14 protein-coding genes are annotated in these 18,008 nt (G+C 60.1%); 5 read left to right on the top strand and 9 right to left on the bottom strand.

Going from position 1 to position 18,008, the window contains the following annotated elements; translation table 11 throughout:
• Window positions 1–61: 61 nt before the first annotated feature.
• Both ettA and gdhA read left to right on the top strand, forming a co-directional pair.
• Window positions 62–1,726, top strand: a complete 1,665-nt coding sequence (gene ettA / locus ACLH0J_RS05045; RefSeq protein ID WP_411391100.1) for an energy-dependent translational throttle protein EttA — start codon at window positions 62–64, stop codon at window positions 1,724–1,726.
• Window positions 1,727–2,014: 288 nt separating this feature from the next.
• Window positions 2,015–3,352: an NADP-specific glutamate dehydrogenase gene (gene gdhA / locus ACLH0J_RS05040; RefSeq protein ID WP_411391099.1), complete on the top strand. Its 1,338-nt coding sequence runs from the start codon at window positions 2,015–2,017 to the stop codon at window positions 3,350–3,352.
• On the opposite strand, the gene ACLH0J_RS05035 is transcribed toward gdhA, so the two are convergent.
• The 5 genes from ACLH0J_RS05035 to ACLH0J_RS05015 form a co-directional block, all read right to left on the bottom strand.
• The gene (locus tag ACLH0J_RS05035) at window positions 3,349–3,846 is read right to left on the bottom strand and encodes a GreA/GreB family elongation factor (RefSeq protein WP_411391098.1); all 498 of its coding nucleotides are present in this window, start codon (window positions 3,844–3,846) and stop codon (window positions 3,349–3,351) included. The genes gdhA and ACLH0J_RS05035 overlap by 4 nt on opposite strands.
• A gap of 70 nt (window positions 3,847–3,916) precedes the next feature.
• Window positions 3,917–4,273: a hypothetical protein gene (locus ACLH0J_RS05030; RefSeq protein WP_411391097.1), complete on the bottom strand. Its 357-nt coding sequence runs from the start codon at window positions 4,271–4,273 to the stop codon at window positions 3,917–3,919.
• 162 nt (window positions 4,274–4,435) lie between these two features.
• Window positions 4,436–4,741: a chorismate mutase gene (locus tag ACLH0J_RS05025; protein WP_411391096.1), complete on the bottom strand. Its 306-nt coding sequence runs from the start codon at window positions 4,739–4,741 to the stop codon at window positions 4,436–4,438.
• Window positions 4,742–4,767: 26 nt separating this feature from the next.
• Window positions 4,768–6,621, bottom strand: coding sequence for a DUF4105 domain-containing protein (locus tag ACLH0J_RS05020; RefSeq protein ID WP_411391095.1), 1,854 nt, complete (start codon window positions 6,619–6,621; stop codon window positions 4,768–4,770).
• Between the two features lie 92 nt (window positions 6,622–6,713).
• Window positions 6,714–7,202: a DUF3015 domain-containing protein gene (locus tag ACLH0J_RS05015; RefSeq protein WP_411391094.1), complete on the bottom strand. Its 489-nt coding sequence runs from the start codon at window positions 7,200–7,202 to the stop codon at window positions 6,714–6,716.
• A 268-nt stretch (window positions 7,203–7,470) separates the two neighbouring features.
• Between ACLH0J_RS05015 and ACLH0J_RS05010 the strand changes: the two genes are divergently transcribed.
• Entirely contained in the window at window positions 7,471–9,909 is a 2,439-nt protein-coding gene (locus ACLH0J_RS05010; RefSeq protein WP_411391093.1) for a Lon protease family protein, read from the top strand.
• Window positions 9,910–10,107: 198 nt separating this feature from the next.
• The gene (locus ACLH0J_RS05005) at window positions 10,108–10,425 is read left to right on the top strand and encodes a hypothetical protein (protein ID WP_411391092.1); all 318 of its coding nucleotides are present in this window, start codon (window positions 10,108–10,110) and stop codon (window positions 10,423–10,425) included.
• A gap of 7 nt (window positions 10,426–10,432) precedes the next feature.
• On the opposite strand, the gene ACLH0J_RS05000 is transcribed toward ACLH0J_RS05005, so the two are convergent.
• Entirely contained in the window at window positions 10,433–12,256 is a 1,824-nt protein-coding gene (locus tag ACLH0J_RS05000) for a hypothetical protein (protein ID WP_411391091.1), read from the bottom strand.
• A 163-nt stretch (window positions 12,257–12,419) separates the two neighbouring features.
• Here ACLH0J_RS05000 and ACLH0J_RS04995 point away from each other — a divergent pair, with 163 nt between their 5' ends.
• A complete protein-coding gene (locus ACLH0J_RS04995) occupies window positions 12,420–12,908 on the top strand; it encodes a TIGR00645 family protein (protein ID WP_262049760.1) in 489 nt (162 codons plus the stop codon).
• Window positions 12,909–12,923: 15 nt separating this feature from the next.
• Here the strand turns inward: ACLH0J_RS04995 and ACLH0J_RS04990 are convergent, their stop codons facing one another.
• From ACLH0J_RS04990 to ACLH0J_RS04980, 3 genes are all read right to left on the bottom strand, one after another.
• Window positions 12,924–14,357 (bottom strand): ArnT family glycosyltransferase, encoded by a 1,434-nt coding sequence (locus tag ACLH0J_RS04990; RefSeq protein WP_411391090.1) that lies wholly within the window; start codon window positions 14,355–14,357, stop codon window positions 12,924–12,926.
• Between the two features lie 157 nt (window positions 14,358–14,514).
• Window positions 14,515–16,677, bottom strand: a complete 2,163-nt coding sequence (locus ACLH0J_RS04985) for a methyl-accepting chemotaxis protein (protein ID WP_411391089.1) — start codon at window positions 16,675–16,677, stop codon at window positions 14,515–14,517.
• 132 nt (window positions 16,678–16,809) lie between these two features.
• On the bottom strand, window positions 16,810–17,955 hold the full coding sequence (locus tag ACLH0J_RS04980) for an HD domain-containing phosphohydrolase (RefSeq protein WP_411391088.1): 1,146 nt from the start codon (window positions 17,953–17,955) through the stop codon (window positions 16,810–16,812).
• Window positions 17,956–18,008: the final 53 nt, after the last annotated feature.

Raw genomic sequence — 18,008 nt, 5'->3', positions numbered from 1 at the left:
ACTATGTACAGCGCCATGACGCTACGTAGGCCTGTTCTCACTTTTTCATGAGGTCCAGATTTTGGCTCAATATGTCTTCACCATGCATCGGCTGGGAAAAGTTGTCCCTCCGAAGCGGGAAATCCTGAAAAATATTTCGCTGTCTTTCTTTCCAGGCGCCAAGATCGGCGTACTCGGCCTCAACGGTTCGGGTAAATCCACCCTGTTGAAAATCATGGCCGGCGTCGACACCGAGTTCGAAGGTGAAGCGCGCCCGATGCCTGAGCTGAACATCGGCTACCTGCCGCAAGAACCGATCCTGGACCCGGCCAAGACCGTGCGTGAAGTAGTCGAAGAGGCCGTCAGCGTGATCAAGGACGCCCAGGCCCGCCTGGACGAGGTCTACGCTGCCTACGCCGAGCCGGATGCCGACTTCGACAAGCTCGCCGCCGAACAGGCCAAGCTCGAAGCCATCCTGCAGGCCGGTGACGGTCACAACCTGGAGCGCCAGTTGGAAGTCGCCGCCGATGCGCTGCGCCTGCCGGCATGGGACGCCAAGGTCGAACACCTGTCCGGCGGTGAGAAGCGCCGTGTGGCCCTGTGCCGCCTGCTGCTGTCGGCTCCCGACATGCTGCTGCTCGACGAACCGACCAACCACCTGGACGCCGATTCCGTCGCCTGGCTGGAGCATTTCCTGCACGACTTCCCGGGCACCGTGGTTGCGATTACGCACGACCGCTACTTCCTCGACAACGTTGCCGGCTGGATTCTCGAACTCGACCGTGGCGCCGGTATCCCTTACGAGGGCAACTACTCCGGTTGGCTCGAAGCCAAGTCCGACCGTCTGGCGGCCGAATCCAAGCAGCAATCGGCCCACGAAAAAGCCATGAAGGAAGAGCTGGAGTGGGTGCGCAAAGGCGCCAAGGCTCGCCAGTCCAAATCCAAGGCGCGTCTGCAACGCTTCGAAGAAATGCAATCGCAGGAATTCCAGAAGCGCAGCGAAACCAACGAGATCTACATCCCGGCCGGCCCGCGTCTGGGTGACAAGGTCATCGAATTCAAGAACGTTTGCAAAGGCTATGGCGACCGCGTGCTGATCGACAATCTGTCGTTCTCCATGCCAAAAGGCGCGATCGTCGGCGTTATCGGCGGTAACGGCGCGGGTAAATCCACGCTGTTCCGTATGCTGATGGGCAAGGAGACCCCGGACTCCGGCACCATCGAGATCGGCGAAACCGTGCAACTGGCCTGCGTGGACCAGAGCCGCGAAGACCTCGACGGCAGCAAGACGGTGTTCCAGCAGATTTCCGACGGTTCCGACCAGATTCGCATCGGCAACTATGAAATTCCATCGCGCACCTACGTGGGGCGTTTCAACTTCAAGGGCGGCGACCAGCAGAAGTTCGTCAAGGACCTGTCCGGTGGTGAGCGCGGTCGCTTGCACCTGGCCCTGACCCTGAAAGAGGGCGGCAACGTCCTGCTGCTCGACGAACCGTCCAACGACCTCGACGTTGAAACCCTGCGTTCCCTGGAAGAAGCCCTGCTGGACTTCCCGGGCGCCGCCATTGTGATCTCTCACGATCGGTGGTTCCTTGACCGCGTCGCGACTCACATCCTGGCGTACGAAGACGACTCGCAAGCGGTATTCTTCGAAGGCAACTACACCGAATACGAAGCGGATCGCAAGAAACGCCTGGGCGAAGCGGCTGCCCAACCGCACCGTGTACGGCACAAAAAACTCGCCTGATTCGGGCGGGTTTGAAAAAGCGGAGTCCTTCGGGGCTCCGTTTTTTTTGCCCAACAATCGATCAGTTGTGGGAGGGGGCTTGCTCCCGATAGCGGTTTCAAAATTGGTGCGTGACCCTGTGTTGAAATCCCTTTTCGGGTGCGATAAATGCCTGTTTTTTGGGTTTATTTATATCTAATGCACCATTTAAATTCACAAAAGCGACATTTTGCCCTGTCGCGGTGCGAAATGAATTGATAAAGTCCGGCTCAATTTCTCTTAAAAACAATCCATTTTCCGAGACTTTCCATGATCGAATCCGTCGAATCCTTCCTTGCCCGTCTCAAAAAACGCGACCCGGACCAGCCGGAATTCCATCAGGCCGTGGAAGAAGTCCTACGTAGCTTGTGGCCGTTTCTTGAAGCCAATCCCCATTACCTGACGTCGGGCATCCTCGAGCGCATCTGCGAGCCGGAACGCGCGATTGTCTTTCGGGTGTCGTGGGTGGACGATCATGGCAAGGTCCAGGTCAATCGCGGTTTCCGCATCCAGATGAACAGCGCCATCGGGCCCTACAAAGGCGGTCTGCGCTTCCACCCGTCGGTGAACCTGGGCGTGTTGAAGTTCCTCGCCTTCGAGCAGACCTTCAAGAACTCCCTGACGTCGCTGCCCATGGGCGGCGGCAAAGGCGGCTCGGACTTTGATCCCAAGGGCAAGAGCGATGCCGAAGTCATGCGCTTCTGCCAGGCGTTCATGAGCGAGCTGTATCGCCATATCGGCGCGGACGTGGACGTGCCGGCCGGCGACATCGGCGTGGGCGCCCGCGAGATCGGCTTCCTGTTCGGCCAGTACAAGCGCCTGAGCAACCAGTTCACCTCCGTACTCACTGGCAAGGGCATGACCTACGGCGGCAGCCTGATCCGCCCGGAAGCCACCGGTTTCGGCTGCGTGTATTTCGCCGAAGAAATGCTCAAGCGTGACGGCCAGCGGGTCGAAGGCAAGCGCGTGGCGGTTTCCGGTTCCGGCAACGTGGCGCAATACGCGGCGCGCAAGGTAATGGACCTGGGTGGCAAGGTGATTTCCCTGTCCGACTCCGAAGGCACCCTGTACGCCGAAAGCGGATTGACCGAAGAACAATGGTCGGCGCTGCTGGAGCTGAAAAACGTGCAACGCGGGCGCATCAGCGAACTGGCGGAGCGATTCGGCCTGGAGTTCCGCAAAGGCAAAACGCCTTGGGAGCTGGCCTGCGATATTGCGCTGCCCTGTGCAACGCAGAACGAACTCGACGCCGACGCCGCCCGCACCTTGCTGCATAACGGCTGCATCTGCGTGGCCGAAGGCGCGAACATGCCGACCACGTTGGAGGCTGTGGATATCTTTATCGAGGCCGGCATTCTGTTCGCGCCGGGCAAGGCCTCCAATGCCGGCGGCGTGGCGGTGAGCGGTCTGGAAATGTCGCAGAATGCCATGCGCCTGCTGTGGACCGCCGGTGAAGTGGACAGCAAGCTGCACAACATCATGCAGTCGATCCACCATGCCTGCGTGCATTACGGCGAGGAAAACGGCCGGGTCAACTACGTGAAGGGCGCGAACATCGCCGGTTTCGTGAAAGTTGCCGACGCGATGCTGGCCCAGGGCATCGTCTAAACCTCGGGTTCGATGCGCAGCACTTCGATCAACTGATCGCCGGCGGGGCGCTTCCACAGCACCTCGTCACCCACCTGGGCGCCCAGCAAGGCACGGCCCAAGGGCGAACCCCAGTTGATCAGGCCTGCGCCGGCATCGGCCTGGTCTTCGCCGACCAGTTGAATACGCTGCTGCTCATCGTGCTCATTGGCGAACGTCACCCAACTGCCGATCTGCACCTTGTCGGTGGACGTGGCCGCTGCGACCACTTGGGCGCTCTGTACGCGCTGGTTGAAATAGCGCAAATCCCGCTCAAGGTCGGCCTGGCGCTGTTTATCGGCTTGATCGCCCTTGGCGGATTCGAGGCTGTATTCATGCTGCAACTGCGCGACCTTGGCCTGCAACTGCGCCAGGCCGTGGGCGGTCAGGCGATTGGGCTGCTCGCTGACCTGACGCTCTACGGGCTGGTCGGCCTGGGCGGCGGCGTTGTCTTCATTTACAAAAGCTCGGCTCATGACGTTCTCCCTCTCTGGCGTTTGGGCCATGTTCGCCGCGCTTTAGTTTCGTTGGATGCCTGAAAGCGACCTATTGCGAGCGATAGACTCTGCCCGCGTCGCGGTCTTTCTCCTGCTGCCAGGCGCGTTCGCGGTCGTCCCAGTGTTTGTCCTTGTAGTCGCGCAGCTCTTCGTTTTCGCGCATGGCCTCGCATTGGCGAAAGCCGTCTTCCCAGCCTTCGGCGTACTGTCGATCCTGCAGGTAGCGCGGCACGTTCTTGCGAAACTCCCCGGTAATCACCCCGGCGGCCTGGCGACCGCTGCTGCAACCGTCGTCAAAACCATCGGCAAAGGCCGGCGGATACCCCTTGGCCAGGAACTCCTGATGGGTTGACTGGCAACCCGACAGCCCCGCCACCGCCCACAGCATTACCGCATACCGCCACATTGCTTGCTCCCTGGCCGTTGAACGGCTGATAGGGTGAAGTCTAGAAGGGGATTCGTCGGGGGGATGTGAAAGCGGTGTAAGAAGGGTGTTGGCCAAACCCTTGTCGAGCGCGGCTCTTGTGGCAAGCCCGCTCTCCACAGGGGGTTGGTTTTCCAGAAGGCGCTATGCCGTTCGGTTGGCCGCCAGCCCGGCATGTTCATCCAACTCCTGCCGGATAAACGCTGCAATCATTGCGCGATAGACCTGTTCAGTAACGTCTGGATTGGCATCGGCCAGCGTTGCCAAATGACGCACCTTAGCGATCACTTGCTCAACCCGTTGGGGCGCTTTGACGTCATCCGTGTCTTTCTTGAAGCGCGCTGCCTGGGAGACATAGTGGCCGCGCTCCGCCAGCAGTGTGACGATTTGCTGGTCAATACGGTCGATGTGGTTGCGAACTTCCTCAAGCGATGTGCAGTTAACCGCCATGTTGTTTGAGCTCCTGGGTGTCGAGGTCAATAGTGATACCACTTCACCTCAAGCATCACTTCATTGACCGGCGTCGACAAGTGGCTGTACTCGCGCTGGGCGCTCAGGCGCAGGCCGAGGTTGCGTGACAGTTCCCACTGCTGGTTCAGGCTGAGGCTGCGGCGCACTTCGCCATTGGTGAAGAAATCACCCTTGGCTTCCAGGCTCAGGTTGCCCAGCGGGTTTTTCCACAGCACGCCAGTGTTGAAGCCGGCGGCGGGGGAGATGGCTTCGTTGAAGTCGTTGTTGTGTTCCACGCGCACGGTGCCGAGGGCGAAGCCGAGCATGTCGTCGCGCAGTTGCCAGGTGCCGCCGGCACCGCCGTTGACGTGGGTGACCAGGGTTTCGTCGTCGTGTTTGCCCGGCACGCGTTCCAGGCCGCCGGTGACTTGCCAGGACCAGGGCTGCAGCAGGGCATTGCGCGGGGTCAGGGAGCGGATGGTGGCCAGGTCCAGTTGCTGCAGTTGCCAGTGGTTGCCTTCGTACTGGCGCAGTTTCATCTGCAGAATTTCGATCTGCGCGCCGAGGGGGAAGCCTTCGGCGTTGTCGTTGAGGTCGTGGTAGGCCATGCGCAGGCCGTATTCGCCGAAGGCTTTGTCACCACGGGTGCCGATGCCGGCTTGCCAGGTGCGCGATTCATGGCCGTTTTCCGGCAGGCCGGGGGGCGTGATCTTCAGGTCGGGCGCAGGGTTCTGGTTGATCGCGCGCAGCAGTTCATAGCTGCGCTGGGAGCGTGCGGTGTCGCGTTCCAGGCCATTGGCGCGGTAGCGGCCCAGGCGGTAGGCGGCGTCGATGATCAAGGTCTGGCGCTCGCGCGGCAGGGCTTTGAAGGCGGGCTCCTGCAATTGCTTCTGGTCGTCGCTGACCTTCAATACCCATTGCTGTTCGTCGCTGTCCAATGGCTTGGCGCGCTCCAGCAATTCGCGTTCACGGGAGGGGCGATAATCGATTTTCTCCACCAGACCGGCCTCTTTCACGGCCTTGACCGTATCGGTGGGGATGGCGGTCAGCGGGAATTGTTCGGTCAGTCGCAGGCCTGGGCGGGCCACTTGCAGCAGTTCCAGCAGGCGGTAGGAGCAGTTTTCGTCGAAGAAAAAGTAGTCGAACTGGATCTGCTTGAGCTCCCACACGTGCTCGACCATACGCTCGGTCTCGACCTGGGTGAGGTTGAGGCGGTATTCCCACAGGTCGCGGTTTTCGAGGCTGCGATACTCCGAGAGTTTTTCCTGATAGGGCACCAGGGCGAACAGGCCGGGGTAGCCGCCCATCAGGCCTTTCCAGGCATAGAGAATGCTGTTGTCCGAGCCTTCGATATAGGCGCCGAAGTTGATCGCATAGCTGAGCAGCGCAGTGTTGTTGCTTTGCACGTCGGCCTGATCGATACGCAGCAGGGTGTGGCCGAACATCGACGATGGGCTGTTGAGGTAGGCCGCCGGGAAGATCATCACCGCACTGTGGGGGGCGACGTCCTTGAACCATTGCTTGAATTCGGTGCAGTCCACGGCGGGCAAGTCAGTGAGGTGCAACTGATCCTTGAGCCAGCGGGTACGTGCGGGGTAAACGCATTGGGCGTGTTTTTCACCCAGGCTGGCCGGCGCGTACAACGCGTCTACGGTGGCCTTGAGTTCGGCGTCCGGGTGGTGGGCGCCATCGGCGGCGAGGAAGAATTTCTGGTCGCTGACATAACTGCGCCAGCCACTGATCTTGCCGGCTTCGTAATGGCCCAGGGATAACCAGAACGGGTCGTTGGCCAATTGCTGCAAACGTTGATCATCAAGAGGCGGGGCCGCGAACAGCGGGGCGCAAGCGAAGAGTGCCAGCCAGGCAAAGCGTTTGAGCATAGGGGCAACTTAATTCGGAAAAAGTGAGACCCAAAGGAAAGGGGGTCCAAAAAATCAAAACCCGCGCCTCGAAAGGCGCGGGCGGGTCGAGCTTAAGCCTGGGTAGCGTATTTCGCCAGGCGGGCATCACTTTTCAGTACTGCCAGGGTGTTGTTGTGCACATCGTCAGCCGTCACGTCGGCCTTGCTGAAGATTTGCTGGAAGTGTTCGTGAGTCACGGCCGCGAAGTGCTCGCGGTCTTCCGGTGCAACGCCCAGTACCACCGCGTAAGTGGTCAATGCTTCGCCGTTGCCCTTGGCCATGTCTTCGGACAGCTCGTTCATCATGCCATTCATGGCAATCCAGGACTTGCCGCCATAAGTCAGGGCGCTGTTGGTGCTGCAGCCGTTGGTGCCCGAGGTCATGCCGAAGGTGGCGTTACCCGAAGTACCGTTGGTGGTGGAGGCCAGGAAGTGAGCCGGAGTACCGCGCTGACCTTCGAACAGCAGGTTGCCCCAGCCGCAGTTCGGGCCACCGGGTGCTTCAGCCATTGCATTGAGGGAGACGACGGTGAAGAGAGTACCGAGAAGGATCCGTTTCATAGCTTTTTTCTCTTTGTGTGCAAACCAATGGACAAGGGTTCAGGCACTTCATAGCGCCCTTGGGATCGGTTATTAGTCCAACCCGCGCAGTTTGGAGTTTAGGCACGTTCCAGGGGTTCCGTGATTTTTTATAAAACAATCAGAGTTTTCGCGATTTTTATGTAGGACGCATTCCGTGCCCGTGCTTTCCCAAAAAGCGCGCCTTGCCATAGCGCGCAACGGGGAGCCAGAATGCCGTCATCTGCCCCGCCTGATGTAAGGAAGCCCGATGCCTGATCCTGTTGCTGCCAGCTTGCGTCTAGCGCCCGAAGCGCTGACCCGCCCTTTCTCCGCTGAACAGTTCAGCTTCTCGACCACCAATGATTTGGAGCCCTTTCGCGGTGTGCTTGGCCAGGAACGTGCGGTTGAAGCCTTGCAGTTCGGTGTGGCCATGCCACGCCCCGGTTACAACGTGTTTGTCATGGGCGAGCCGGGCACCGGCCGGTTTTCATTCGTCAAACGCTACCTGAAGGCCGAAGGCAAGCGCCTGCAGACCCCGGCGGACTGGGTCTACGTGAATAATTTCGATGAGCCCCGCGAACCCCGCGCCCTGGAATTGCCCGGCGGTGCGGCGGCGGCATTCATCGCCGATATCAACGCCTTGGTCGACAACCTGGTCGCGACCTTTCCGGCGGTGTTCGAACACCCGACCTATCAACAGCGCAAAAGCGCCATCGACCGTGCCTTCAACCAGCGCTACGACAAGGCCCTGGACGTGATCGAACGCCTGGCCCTGGAAAAGGACGTGGCGCTGTACCGTGACAGCTCCAACATCGCCTTCACCCCGATGCTCGACGGCAAGGCGCTGGATGAGGCCGAGTTTTCGCAACTGCCGGAAGTCGACCGCGAACGCTTCCACACGGATATCTCCGAGCTGGAAGAACGCCTCAACGAAGAACTCGCCAGCCTGCCGCAGTGGAAGCGTGAGTCGAACAATCAACTGCGTCAGTTCAACGAAGAAACCATCACCCTGGCCCTGCAGCCTTTGCTGGCGCCGCTGTCAGAAAAATACGCAGAAAACGCCGGCGTCTGCGGCTACCTGCAAGCCATGCAGGTGTATCTGCTCAAGACCGTCGTCGAGCAACTGGTCGACGACGCCAAGACCGACGCCCAGGCCCGCAAGCTGCTTGAAGAGCAGTACTGCCCCAGCCTGGTGGTCGGTCATCCGGTCAACGGTGGCGCGCCGGTGGTGTTCGAGCCGCATCCGACCTACGACAACCTGTTCGGCCGTATCGAGTACAGCACCGACCAGGGCGCGCTCTACACCACCTATCGCCAGTTGCGTCCGGGCGCCTTGCACCGTGCCAACGGCGGGTTCCTGATTCTTGAAGCGGAAAAAATGCTCAGCGAGCCGTTCGTGTGGGACGCCCTCAAGCGTTCCCTACAGTCGCGCAAGCTGAAGATGGAATCGCCCCTGGGCGAACTGGGCCGCCTGGCCACCGTGACCCTCAACCCGCAGATGATCCCGCTGCAGGTCAAGGTCATCATCATCGGCTCGCGCCAGTTGTACTACGCGTTGCAGGACGCCGATCCGGATTTCCAGGAGATGTTCCGGGTGCTGGTGGATTTCGACGAAGACATCCCGATGGTGGACGAAAGCCTGGAGCAGTTCGCCCAGTTGCTCAAAACCCGCACCTCGGAAGAAGGCATGGCGCCGTTGACGTCGGACGCGGTGGCGCGCCTGGCCACCTACAGCGCACGGCTGGCGGAACACCAGGGACGCCTGTCGGCACGCATCGGCGATTTGTTCCAACTGGTCAGCGAGGCGGATTTCATCCGTCACCTGGCCGGTGATGAGATGACCGATTCAGGTCACATCGAGCGGGCGCTCAAGGCCAAGGCCACGCGCACCGGGCGCGTGTCGGCGCGGATTCTCGACGACATGCTCGCCGGGGTGATCCTGATCGACACCGCCGGCGCGGCGGTGGGCAAGTGCAACGGGCTGACGGTGCTGGAAGTCGGCGACTCGGCGTTCGGCGTGCCGGCGCGGATTTCCGCCACGGTGTATCCGGGCGGCAGCGGCATTGTCGACATCGAGCGTGAAGTCAACCTGGGGCAGCCGATTCACTCCAAGGGCGTGATGATCCTCACCGGTTACCTGGGCAGCCGCTACGCCCAGGAATTCCCGCTGGCGATTTCGGCGAGTATCGCGCTGGAACAATCCTACGGTTATGTGGACGGCGACAGCGCCTCCCTGGGCGAAGCGTGCACCCTGATCTCGGCCTTGTCGAAGACGCCGCTCAAGCAATGCTTTGCCATCACCGGCTCGATCAACCAGTTCGGTGAAGTGCAGGCGGTAGGCGGGGTCAACGAGAAGATCGAAGGTTTCTTCCGCCTCTGCGAAGCCCGGGGGTTGACCGGCGAGCAAGGCGCGATCATTCCCCACGCAAACGTCGCCACGCTGATGCTCGATGAAAAAGTGTTGCGGGCCGTGCGGGCCGGGCAGTTCCACATCTATGCAGTGCGCCAGGCGGACGAAGCGCTGAGCCTGTTGGTGGGCGAGCCTGCCGGTGAGCCGGATGAACAGGGGCAATTTCCTGAAGGCTCGGTGAATGCGCGGGTGGTCGAACGCCTGCGTGTGATTGCAGAAATGATCAGCGAGGACGACTTGAAGGAGGCTGAAAAAGAATTGGCGCAGCAGGCGTTGGCTGAAACCAGGCCGACGTGATCCTTCAAGGGATCTGGGTGGCCACTTCGTCACAAAATTGACTCCAGGCAGGGGGCCAACGCCCGTTGGTCCCTACGGCCTTGGTTTATCGCGTTTTTCTTCTATTCTGAGCCCTAGGGATATCCACCCGAATCGCTGGACAGAGACAGCCTCGTCGAAAAATCGAGGCTGAATACCGATCTACCGAGGGTCGCCGCCATGTCGCGCAACCTCTGCCTCACCCGCCAGTGCTTCGGCCTGGTCACTCGAATCGAATGCTCCGTACGCCCTCTCGCCCGCGAGAATGGCATGTGGACCTTGCTGTTTGCCGCTGGAATGACCGGTGAGCAGCCTTCCACCATCAAGTCCCAGGGTCCGTTTCATGGGGCTTTCGTGGCGGAAACCATGTTGCAGTCCATTGTGGAAAGCCTGACCCAGCAGGGCTACCAGTTGGCGGATGATCCGCAGATCTGGTGCCTGCACATGCAGGCCCATCTGCGACAGCTCAATGGCGCGCAGGAGCGCCTGGCGCTTTAGCCGTCGGTCATTTGCTTTCGGGCTTGTCCAGCTTGACCTCGAAACCGTATTGCACGGTGCTCAGGTCGGTGCGCTGGTAGCTTTCCAGGGCCGTCGGTTGACCATAGAAGTAATGCACGTCAAACAGCGCCGTGCCGTACTCTTCGGCGTGGTGGCTGACGCTGAGAATTTCCTTGAGGTAGTTGCCGCTGGCGTCCTTGGCGTAAAAGCGCCAGCTATCGGCGGGAAATGCCTTCTGATCGACGATCAGCGCGTTGCCCTTGAGGGACAGCCCTTTGGGGAGCTTGGCCGCGTCGATCTGGCCTTTTTCGAGGGTGGCCAGGAACAGCGGAATCGAGCCCACCACATAGGCCGGGGTTTCCGGGAACAGGTTGAGGTCGTAGGTGAGCGTGCCGCGCGCCGGGTTCAGTTCATAGGCTTCGGCTGGCAACTCGATGGGCTCCCCGCGCTCACCCTTGTCGTCGGCGGTAAAGAAGGTCACCGGCGATTCGCTGCTGTTGCGCTCGTTGCCCGCCAGGTCGTCGTTAAAGGTGAACGGGTGATCGAACACGATATGCGCGGCGCTGGCGTCTTCGACCGACTGGCTGATGGTGACGCTGCGCTTGAGCTGGTCTTCGGTCATGTTGGCATCTTTGAGCCAGTCGGCGGCACCGTCGTCATACACGGTGACGGGCATCGGCAACGGTTGGACGGTTTTTTCCAGGCTGTTCTTGTCGAAGCGCAGGACTGGCAGGTCGAGGTCCTTGCGCGTGACGGTGGCCGTGGAGAAATCCAGCACGTTGATCTGCAGGGTGTCGATCAGGCCGTTGAAATACACCTTGGCGTAATGGCTGCTCTGCTGGTGTTCAAAGGCTTTCTGCGCATCGGTCAGCTGTTTTTCGAATGCCGGCGACCAGGCCTTTTGCTTTTGCATTTCAGCCAGTTGTTTCTCGTAGAACGCCACCTGTGTGGCGTTTTCGTTAATCGAGCCTGAGCGTGTGAGGAATTGCCCGGTGCTGCCCCGTGCCTGCACGAGCAGGGGGTTGGGCGATACGTCGCCGACTTCCGGGGCCAGCGGCTTGCTGTTGGTCAGCTCGATCTCGGCGTAGTTTTTCTCAAGCAGCAGCAGGTTGACGGTGATGTTGCCGTCGGTGCGTTTGTGGCCCACGTCCTGTTTCGACAAATCGAAGCTCAGCACTTTGCCCGGTGCGACCACCTCCACCTTGCCCTTGAGGTTGACGGGCTGCGGCTGGCGCTTGTTTTCCGTCTCGATGCCGTCAATGAACGGGTAGGTCACCGTCAGGTCATCCGGGTTGGTCAGGTTGGAGCTGCTGGGGCTCAACTGAATACCGGGATCGGTTTCCGACCATTCGGGTTGGAACGGCACCACCTTGTTGTTGTTCAAGGTCACGGATTGCCATTCCAGGCCGTGGGGGAAAGGAAACTGGTCCGGCATGTTGAAGTTGAACGGGAAGACCGGCTGCAGGTCGGTCAAGTAGTCGGAATGCGAGGTCTTGCGCAGCACGAACAGGCCATTGATGTAGGTGTCGACCAGCGCCTGAGGCGTGGGGTAATGCTTGAGCAGGGCCAGGGAGTCTTCGCCGTATTCGGTCTCGATCGGCTTGCCGGCGAGCTTGGCCTGTGCGCGTTCGAGTAACAGCAGCGAGCCGCCGAGGTCGGCGATGGCGTCGCGCAATTTGGGGTCTTGGATACTGTCGAGCGAGCGTTCGAATTTTGCGGTTTTTTCTTCGAGGGTGGTTTGCTTCTGTTCATCGCTTGGGGAACAGCCACTGGCCAGCAGCAATGCCGCGCACAGGCCGAGACTGGCCAAAGGGGATCGCACATCCATCATCTGAGTTTTTCCTGTCCGACGTCATCGTGCCGAGTTAATGGGCTCGACACTAGCAGAAAAATCCTCTTACAGATGCCGCCCAGGTCAGTTTTCTCGCGGTTACAGGGGGTGGGTAGCGGCTGATATACTCGCCGCCATTTCTAGCCAAGCTGTGTGAGATCCAATGGAACGCTTTATCGAAAATGCTATGTACGCCTCGCGCTGGCTGCTGGCGCCGATCTATTTCGGCTTGTCCCTCGGTTTGTTGGCGCTGGCGCTGAAATTCTTCCAGGAAGTCATTCACCTGCTGCCCAGCGTGTTCTCCATGGCCGAGTCCGAGCTGATCCTGGTGCTGCTGTCGTTGATCGACATGGCCCTGGTCGGCGGCTTGCTGGTGATGGTGATGATTTCCGGCTACGAGAACTTCGTCTCGCAGCTGGATATCGATGAGAACAAGGAAAAGCTCAACTGGCTGGGCACCATGGACTCTTCATCGCTGAAAATGAAAGTGGCCGCGTCCATCGTGGCGATTTCCTCGATCCACTTGCTGCGCATCTTCATGGACGCCAAGAATGTCGATCCGCAGCATTTGATGTGGTACGTGATCATCCACATGACCTTCGTGGTCTCGGCGTTCGCCATGGGTTACCTGGACAAGCTCACCAAGCACTGAGCCCCCGCGCCGGCTTTACCGCGCAATGAAGTAGTAAGGCTGGCGATTGATCGACATCTGCTTGACGACCGTGATCGGCGCGGTCAAGTCGTTGGTATGGTCCAGCAGCGCAATGTTGCCGGGCTTGGCGGCCAGGTAACTGCGCAGTTCCGGTTCGGTTTGCAGGATCGGCAAGTAAGCCTGCAGATAGAACATGCTGGCCCCGTCGATCCGCTCGTTGGGCTGAAACAACACCACGTCCTTACCTTCGGCTTGCAGTGCCTGGATCTGGCGGATCACCGGTACGAACGACTGGCGCACGTCGGCTTTGGGGGCGAACCAGAAGGCCGCGCTCAGGTAGCAGGCGATGGCCAGGGTGAATACACCGCCGATCACGATCTTGTGCGGCTTATACAGCGCCGGTTTGTGCTCTTTGAGCCAGTACAGCAGCACCCGCGCATATTCGGCGGCCAATACCGCGGCGGCCGGGGTCAGTGCCATCAGGTACACCGTGCGCTTGCTGGAGGCCAGGGTCAGCAGGGTGAATTGCGCCACCAGCCAGATGCAGAAGAACAGACGGTAGCGGTTGCGCACCAGGCTTTTGCGAAAGTGCCAAAGCCCCAGGTACACCAGGATATTCCACGGCAAAAAGGCTTCGGGCAGTTTGGCGATGTAGTAGTAGAAGGGTTCGTAATGCCCGGCTTCGACAAACGAGCCGCTGAACCGCCCGACACTGTTGGTCCACAGCACTTCGCCCACCGCCTGCAGCCCGCCGCGCTGGAACAGGAACCCCAGCCAGATCAGCAACGGCACCAGGGCCAGCAGGGTGAACAGCGCCGGCCGGAGCCAGTCGCTGATGCGCAGGCGTTTGTCCATCAAACTGGTGCTGGCAAGGTACACAAAAATCACAATGCCCGGCATCGCCAGGCCCAGCACGCCTTTGCTCAGGGTGGCGATCACCATCCCCACGGTAAACAGCGCCCATGCACCGGCGGCGGAGCCTTGGCGTTCGGGGCGCATCGCCTGGTAGAACGCCAGCAGCGCAGTGGTCACGCCCAGGCTGAGCAACGCATCTTCACCCACGCCCCGCGCGTTGCTCCAGTAACTGGCCATGGTTGCCAGGATCAGCGCCGCGCTGAACGCCAGTGTCTTGGGGCGCCCGAACGTGCGCAGCATCCCATAGAGCAGCATCACGCTGAACAACCCGGCAAACGCCGAGGCCAGGCGCACGGCCCACGTGGTTGCACCAAACAGGCGGATCGCACCGGCGTCCAGCCATAGGCTCAGGGGCGGTTTTTCGAGGAAGGGTTGACGAAACAGGCGGGGCACCACCCAGTCGTTGTCCAGGTGCATGGCCATGGCGATCCCGGCGACGCGGGCTTCGGTGGAGCCTTGCAGCTCATGGTTACCCAGGGCGAAGAAGAACAATAAACCAGCAAGCAGGAGCAGCAGGGGAACGGGACGCGTCATGGGGCGGGCTACCGGAGCAGGGGACCGTTCGAGGGAACGGCTCGCAATCGGCGAGTATAGGGAGACGATTCTTAATATTTCATGAATAGGCACGGGATTTATGCAGCGGGACCGGGGCGGTGGTTTATTCCCTCCCCGGTTTCACTGCCGATGGGTGTTATGTCGCCTTGACTTTAAACCGGCTCAACCCTTGCTGCATGGAGCTGGCCCGTTCCGACAGGTTGTGGGCAGCCACCGCACATTGTTGGGAGTTGGCCTGGTTCTGCTGGGTGACTTCATCAATTTGCTCCAAGCCGATACTGGCCTGTTGCAAGCCGGAAGCCTGTTCGCTGGAGGCCTGATAGATCAACGAGACCAGGCTGGACACGGTGCTGGTGCCGGTGACGATGTTTCGCAACGAGTCGGCCGTGCGGCCCGCGATGATCATGCCGCGCTGGGTCTTGGTCGATGAGTCGGCGATCAGCGCAGCGGTTTGCTGGGCCGCTTCGGCGCTGCGGGCGGCGAGGCTGCGGACCTCATCGGCGACGACGGCAAAGCCGCGGCCCAATTCCCCGGCGCGTGCCGCTTCGATCGCGGCGTTCAAGGCCAGCAGGTTGGTCTGGGCGGCGATGTTGTCGATAGTGGTGATGATCGCGGTGATGTCTTTGCCCGAATTGTCGATTTCGGCCATGGCGGCGATCAGTTCGCTCATCAACTTGTCACTTTCCCCGGCGTCGGCGCGTGAGGCCTGGGATTGTTCGTCGGCCTTTTTCGCGTTGGCGGCGTTGTCGCTGGTCTGCGCGGCCATTTGCGTCATGACGGCACTGATTTCAGTGATGGACGACGCCGAGTTGGACGCGCCGTCGGACAACGACTGGCTCAACTCGGAGACCTGTGCGGAGCTGCCGGTGATTTGCGTGGCGTTGGCCTGGACCTGGGAGATCAAGGTGTTCAGGTTGCCGACCATTTTTTCCAGGGCCTTGCCCAAGGTGTCGTTGGGCGAGGACAAGCGTACCTCCAGGTCCAGATCGCCTTCGGAGATACGTTCGGCGACGCGCACCTGACGTTGCAGGCTTTCGGACATTTCGTTCAAGGCCAGGGATAGCTGGCCCACTTCATCGTCGGATTTTTGCACCAGGCGACGGGAGAAATCCCCCAGGCTGATCGTGGCGGCCAAGGCGGCGGCTTCACGAATCGGCCCGACGATTTTGGCGGTGGCGAACCACAGCGCCAGCAATGCCAGCAAAGAGATACCCAGGCCGACCGAGACCTGCCAGATACTGCTGCTGACCCCACGCGATTGCAGTTCCTGCTCCAGGGCAATGGCCTGGCTCATGACCACCGCCTTGGGCAGGTGGATCAAGATGGCCCAGGGTTTTTCGGTGCGGCCCAGGACGATCGGCATCTGCACTTCGATTTCCTGGGAGTCCTGGTTGAGACGGCTGTCGCCCTGGCCTTTCTGCACATAGGCCAGCACCTTATCCCAGGTATCGGGGAGCAACGCCTTCAGCGGCTGGCCGATCAGGTCGGGTCGTGTACTGTCGGCCACCACCAGGCCCTGATTGCTTACGATCGACACAGAGCCTTTGCCGCCATAAAGGTCGGCGGACATTTGCTCGCTGAGTTTCTGGATAAACGAGATGTCGAAGTCCGCTCCGACCACGCCGTAAAACTTGCCATCGGCGGTGATCGGCACCGAAAGCGTGGTCAGCCACACATTTTTGCCTTGCACCACGTAGGGAATGGGGTCGAGCACGCTTTCTTTGCGGGTGTCCCGGGGGCCGCTGTACCAGCCGCCTTTGGGCACGCCATTGGGGTGGCGGGCATCGGAGTCGTATTCGACCAGTGGCTGCACGGCAACATGGCCGTCCGAGCTGCGTGTCCAATAGGGCGTGAAGCGACCGGTCAGCGGGTTGTTGCCGCCTTCGTTGTTACGGAACGCTTGATCCTGGCCATCCACGGCATCCGGCTCCCAGCATGAATACGTGCCGTTGAAGTCGGGGTTGTCCTTGAGCACGCTGAGCAGCATCGTGTTGATTTGATCGCGGCCGAGCGCCAGCGGGCTTTGCGCACTTTTGCTCGCGCCCAGCGCATTGGCCAGCGTGCGTGCCGAGTCCAGGGCATTTTGCAGTTTTGCCTTGATCGCGTTGGCACGGGACTCCGCCAGGTTTTGCACTTCGCGAATGGTGCCGCTTTCAATCAATGCGGAAACTTCTTTGCCCACATAGGCTTGGTTGGCGTTGGATGAATACAGCCCATATGACACCAGACTTGCGCAAGAAATTAACAGGCAGAGTCCGGCGGTGAAGCAGATCTGAGTCTGTAGTGAGTTGAATTTCATGGTGTTTCCCGCCCACGCTAGTAGTTGCCGACATCAGTGGATGTTGGCATTCCTGTTTGTTTTTGTTTGCAAGGCTTGTTGCTCGATCATGGGCTGCTTACGCATATAAATGCGGTACAGCTGGGTAGTGCCTTAATGCTGTTCGGGAACTTCATCGTTGAGCCACAAGCGCTCGGTATTCTTAAAGCCATAGCGTTGCGGCGGCACGCGCGCAATGATGCGATCGGTTTGTCCGGGGGTACTCAGGTCGACTATTCTGGGCGTTATATAAATATTTAATACCGGTAAGAAGAACAACTTAATCTTTGGCGTCAATAAGGAGTCGGGATGTTGTTCGATCACCACGCCGATACTGCCACTTTTCAATTGAACAATAGACCCGACCGGGTAAATGCCCACGGACTTCAAGAACGCGCGGAACACCTCATCATCGAAATGCCCGTCCCAGGTGGACATTTGCTGGATGGCAACCGCAGGGTCCCAACCCTGGTTGTAGGCGCGGTCGGAGGTGACGGCATCGTAGACATCGCAGACAGCGGCCATCCGTGCAAAAAGGCTGATCTGGTCGCCCGCCAACTGATGGGGGTAGCCGTTGCCGTCGACCCGTTCATGGTGATGCAGGCACACATCCACGACCATGTCGCACATCTGCGCGGTCGCCAGCAGGGTTTTCTCGCCTTCCTGCGGGTGGGTGCGCATCAGTTGCAATTCGTCATCGCTCAAGCGCCCAGGCTTGTTGAGGATGGCGCCCGGTATGGCCATTTTGCCGATGTCATGCAGCAGGCCGGCCATTCCCACTCGACGAGTCAGTTCGGGGGGGAAGTTCAGCTGGTTGCCCAGGGCAATCATCAGCGCACACACGGACACTGAATGCATATAGGTGTAATCGTCGAGGCTTTTCAGGCGCACCAGGCTGATGAATGCATTGGGGTGGCGTGCGATCGACGAGGCAATGTCGTCGACCAGTGCGCCGATATTTTCCAGCTCCAGGGCGCGGCCCATGCGCACATGGCTGAACATCTCGAGCACGGCGACCTTGGCGCGGGCACAGATTTCCTGGGCGGCGACCAGTTCGTCTTGCATGCGGACGGGGTGGATCGCAGTTGCCGCAGGCGCTTGCGCGGTGGCCGGCTCTGATGAGCGGGCCGTCTCGGCAAGCGGCGTGTCACAGCCCATGGCGCACGGGGCACCCGAGGGTACGTCACCGGTAAGGTCGCTCCAGAACGGCCGTATCTCGCTGTCTGGTGCCAGATGATAGAACTCGTTGCACTTCACCATGATCTGCCCTCAGTGGTTTTTATTCTTTTGTGTTTTCTTGCAGCCTCCTTGGC

Origin of the sequence: Pseudomonas sp. MPB23 (assembly GCF_046605395.1) — a bacterium.
Classification (GTDB): domain Bacteria; phylum Pseudomonadota; class Gammaproteobacteria; order Pseudomonadales; family Pseudomonadaceae; genus Aquipseudomonas.
The sequence above is the reverse complement of the archived record's forward strand: the minus strand, read 5'-3'. Positions and strand labels throughout refer to the sequence as shown.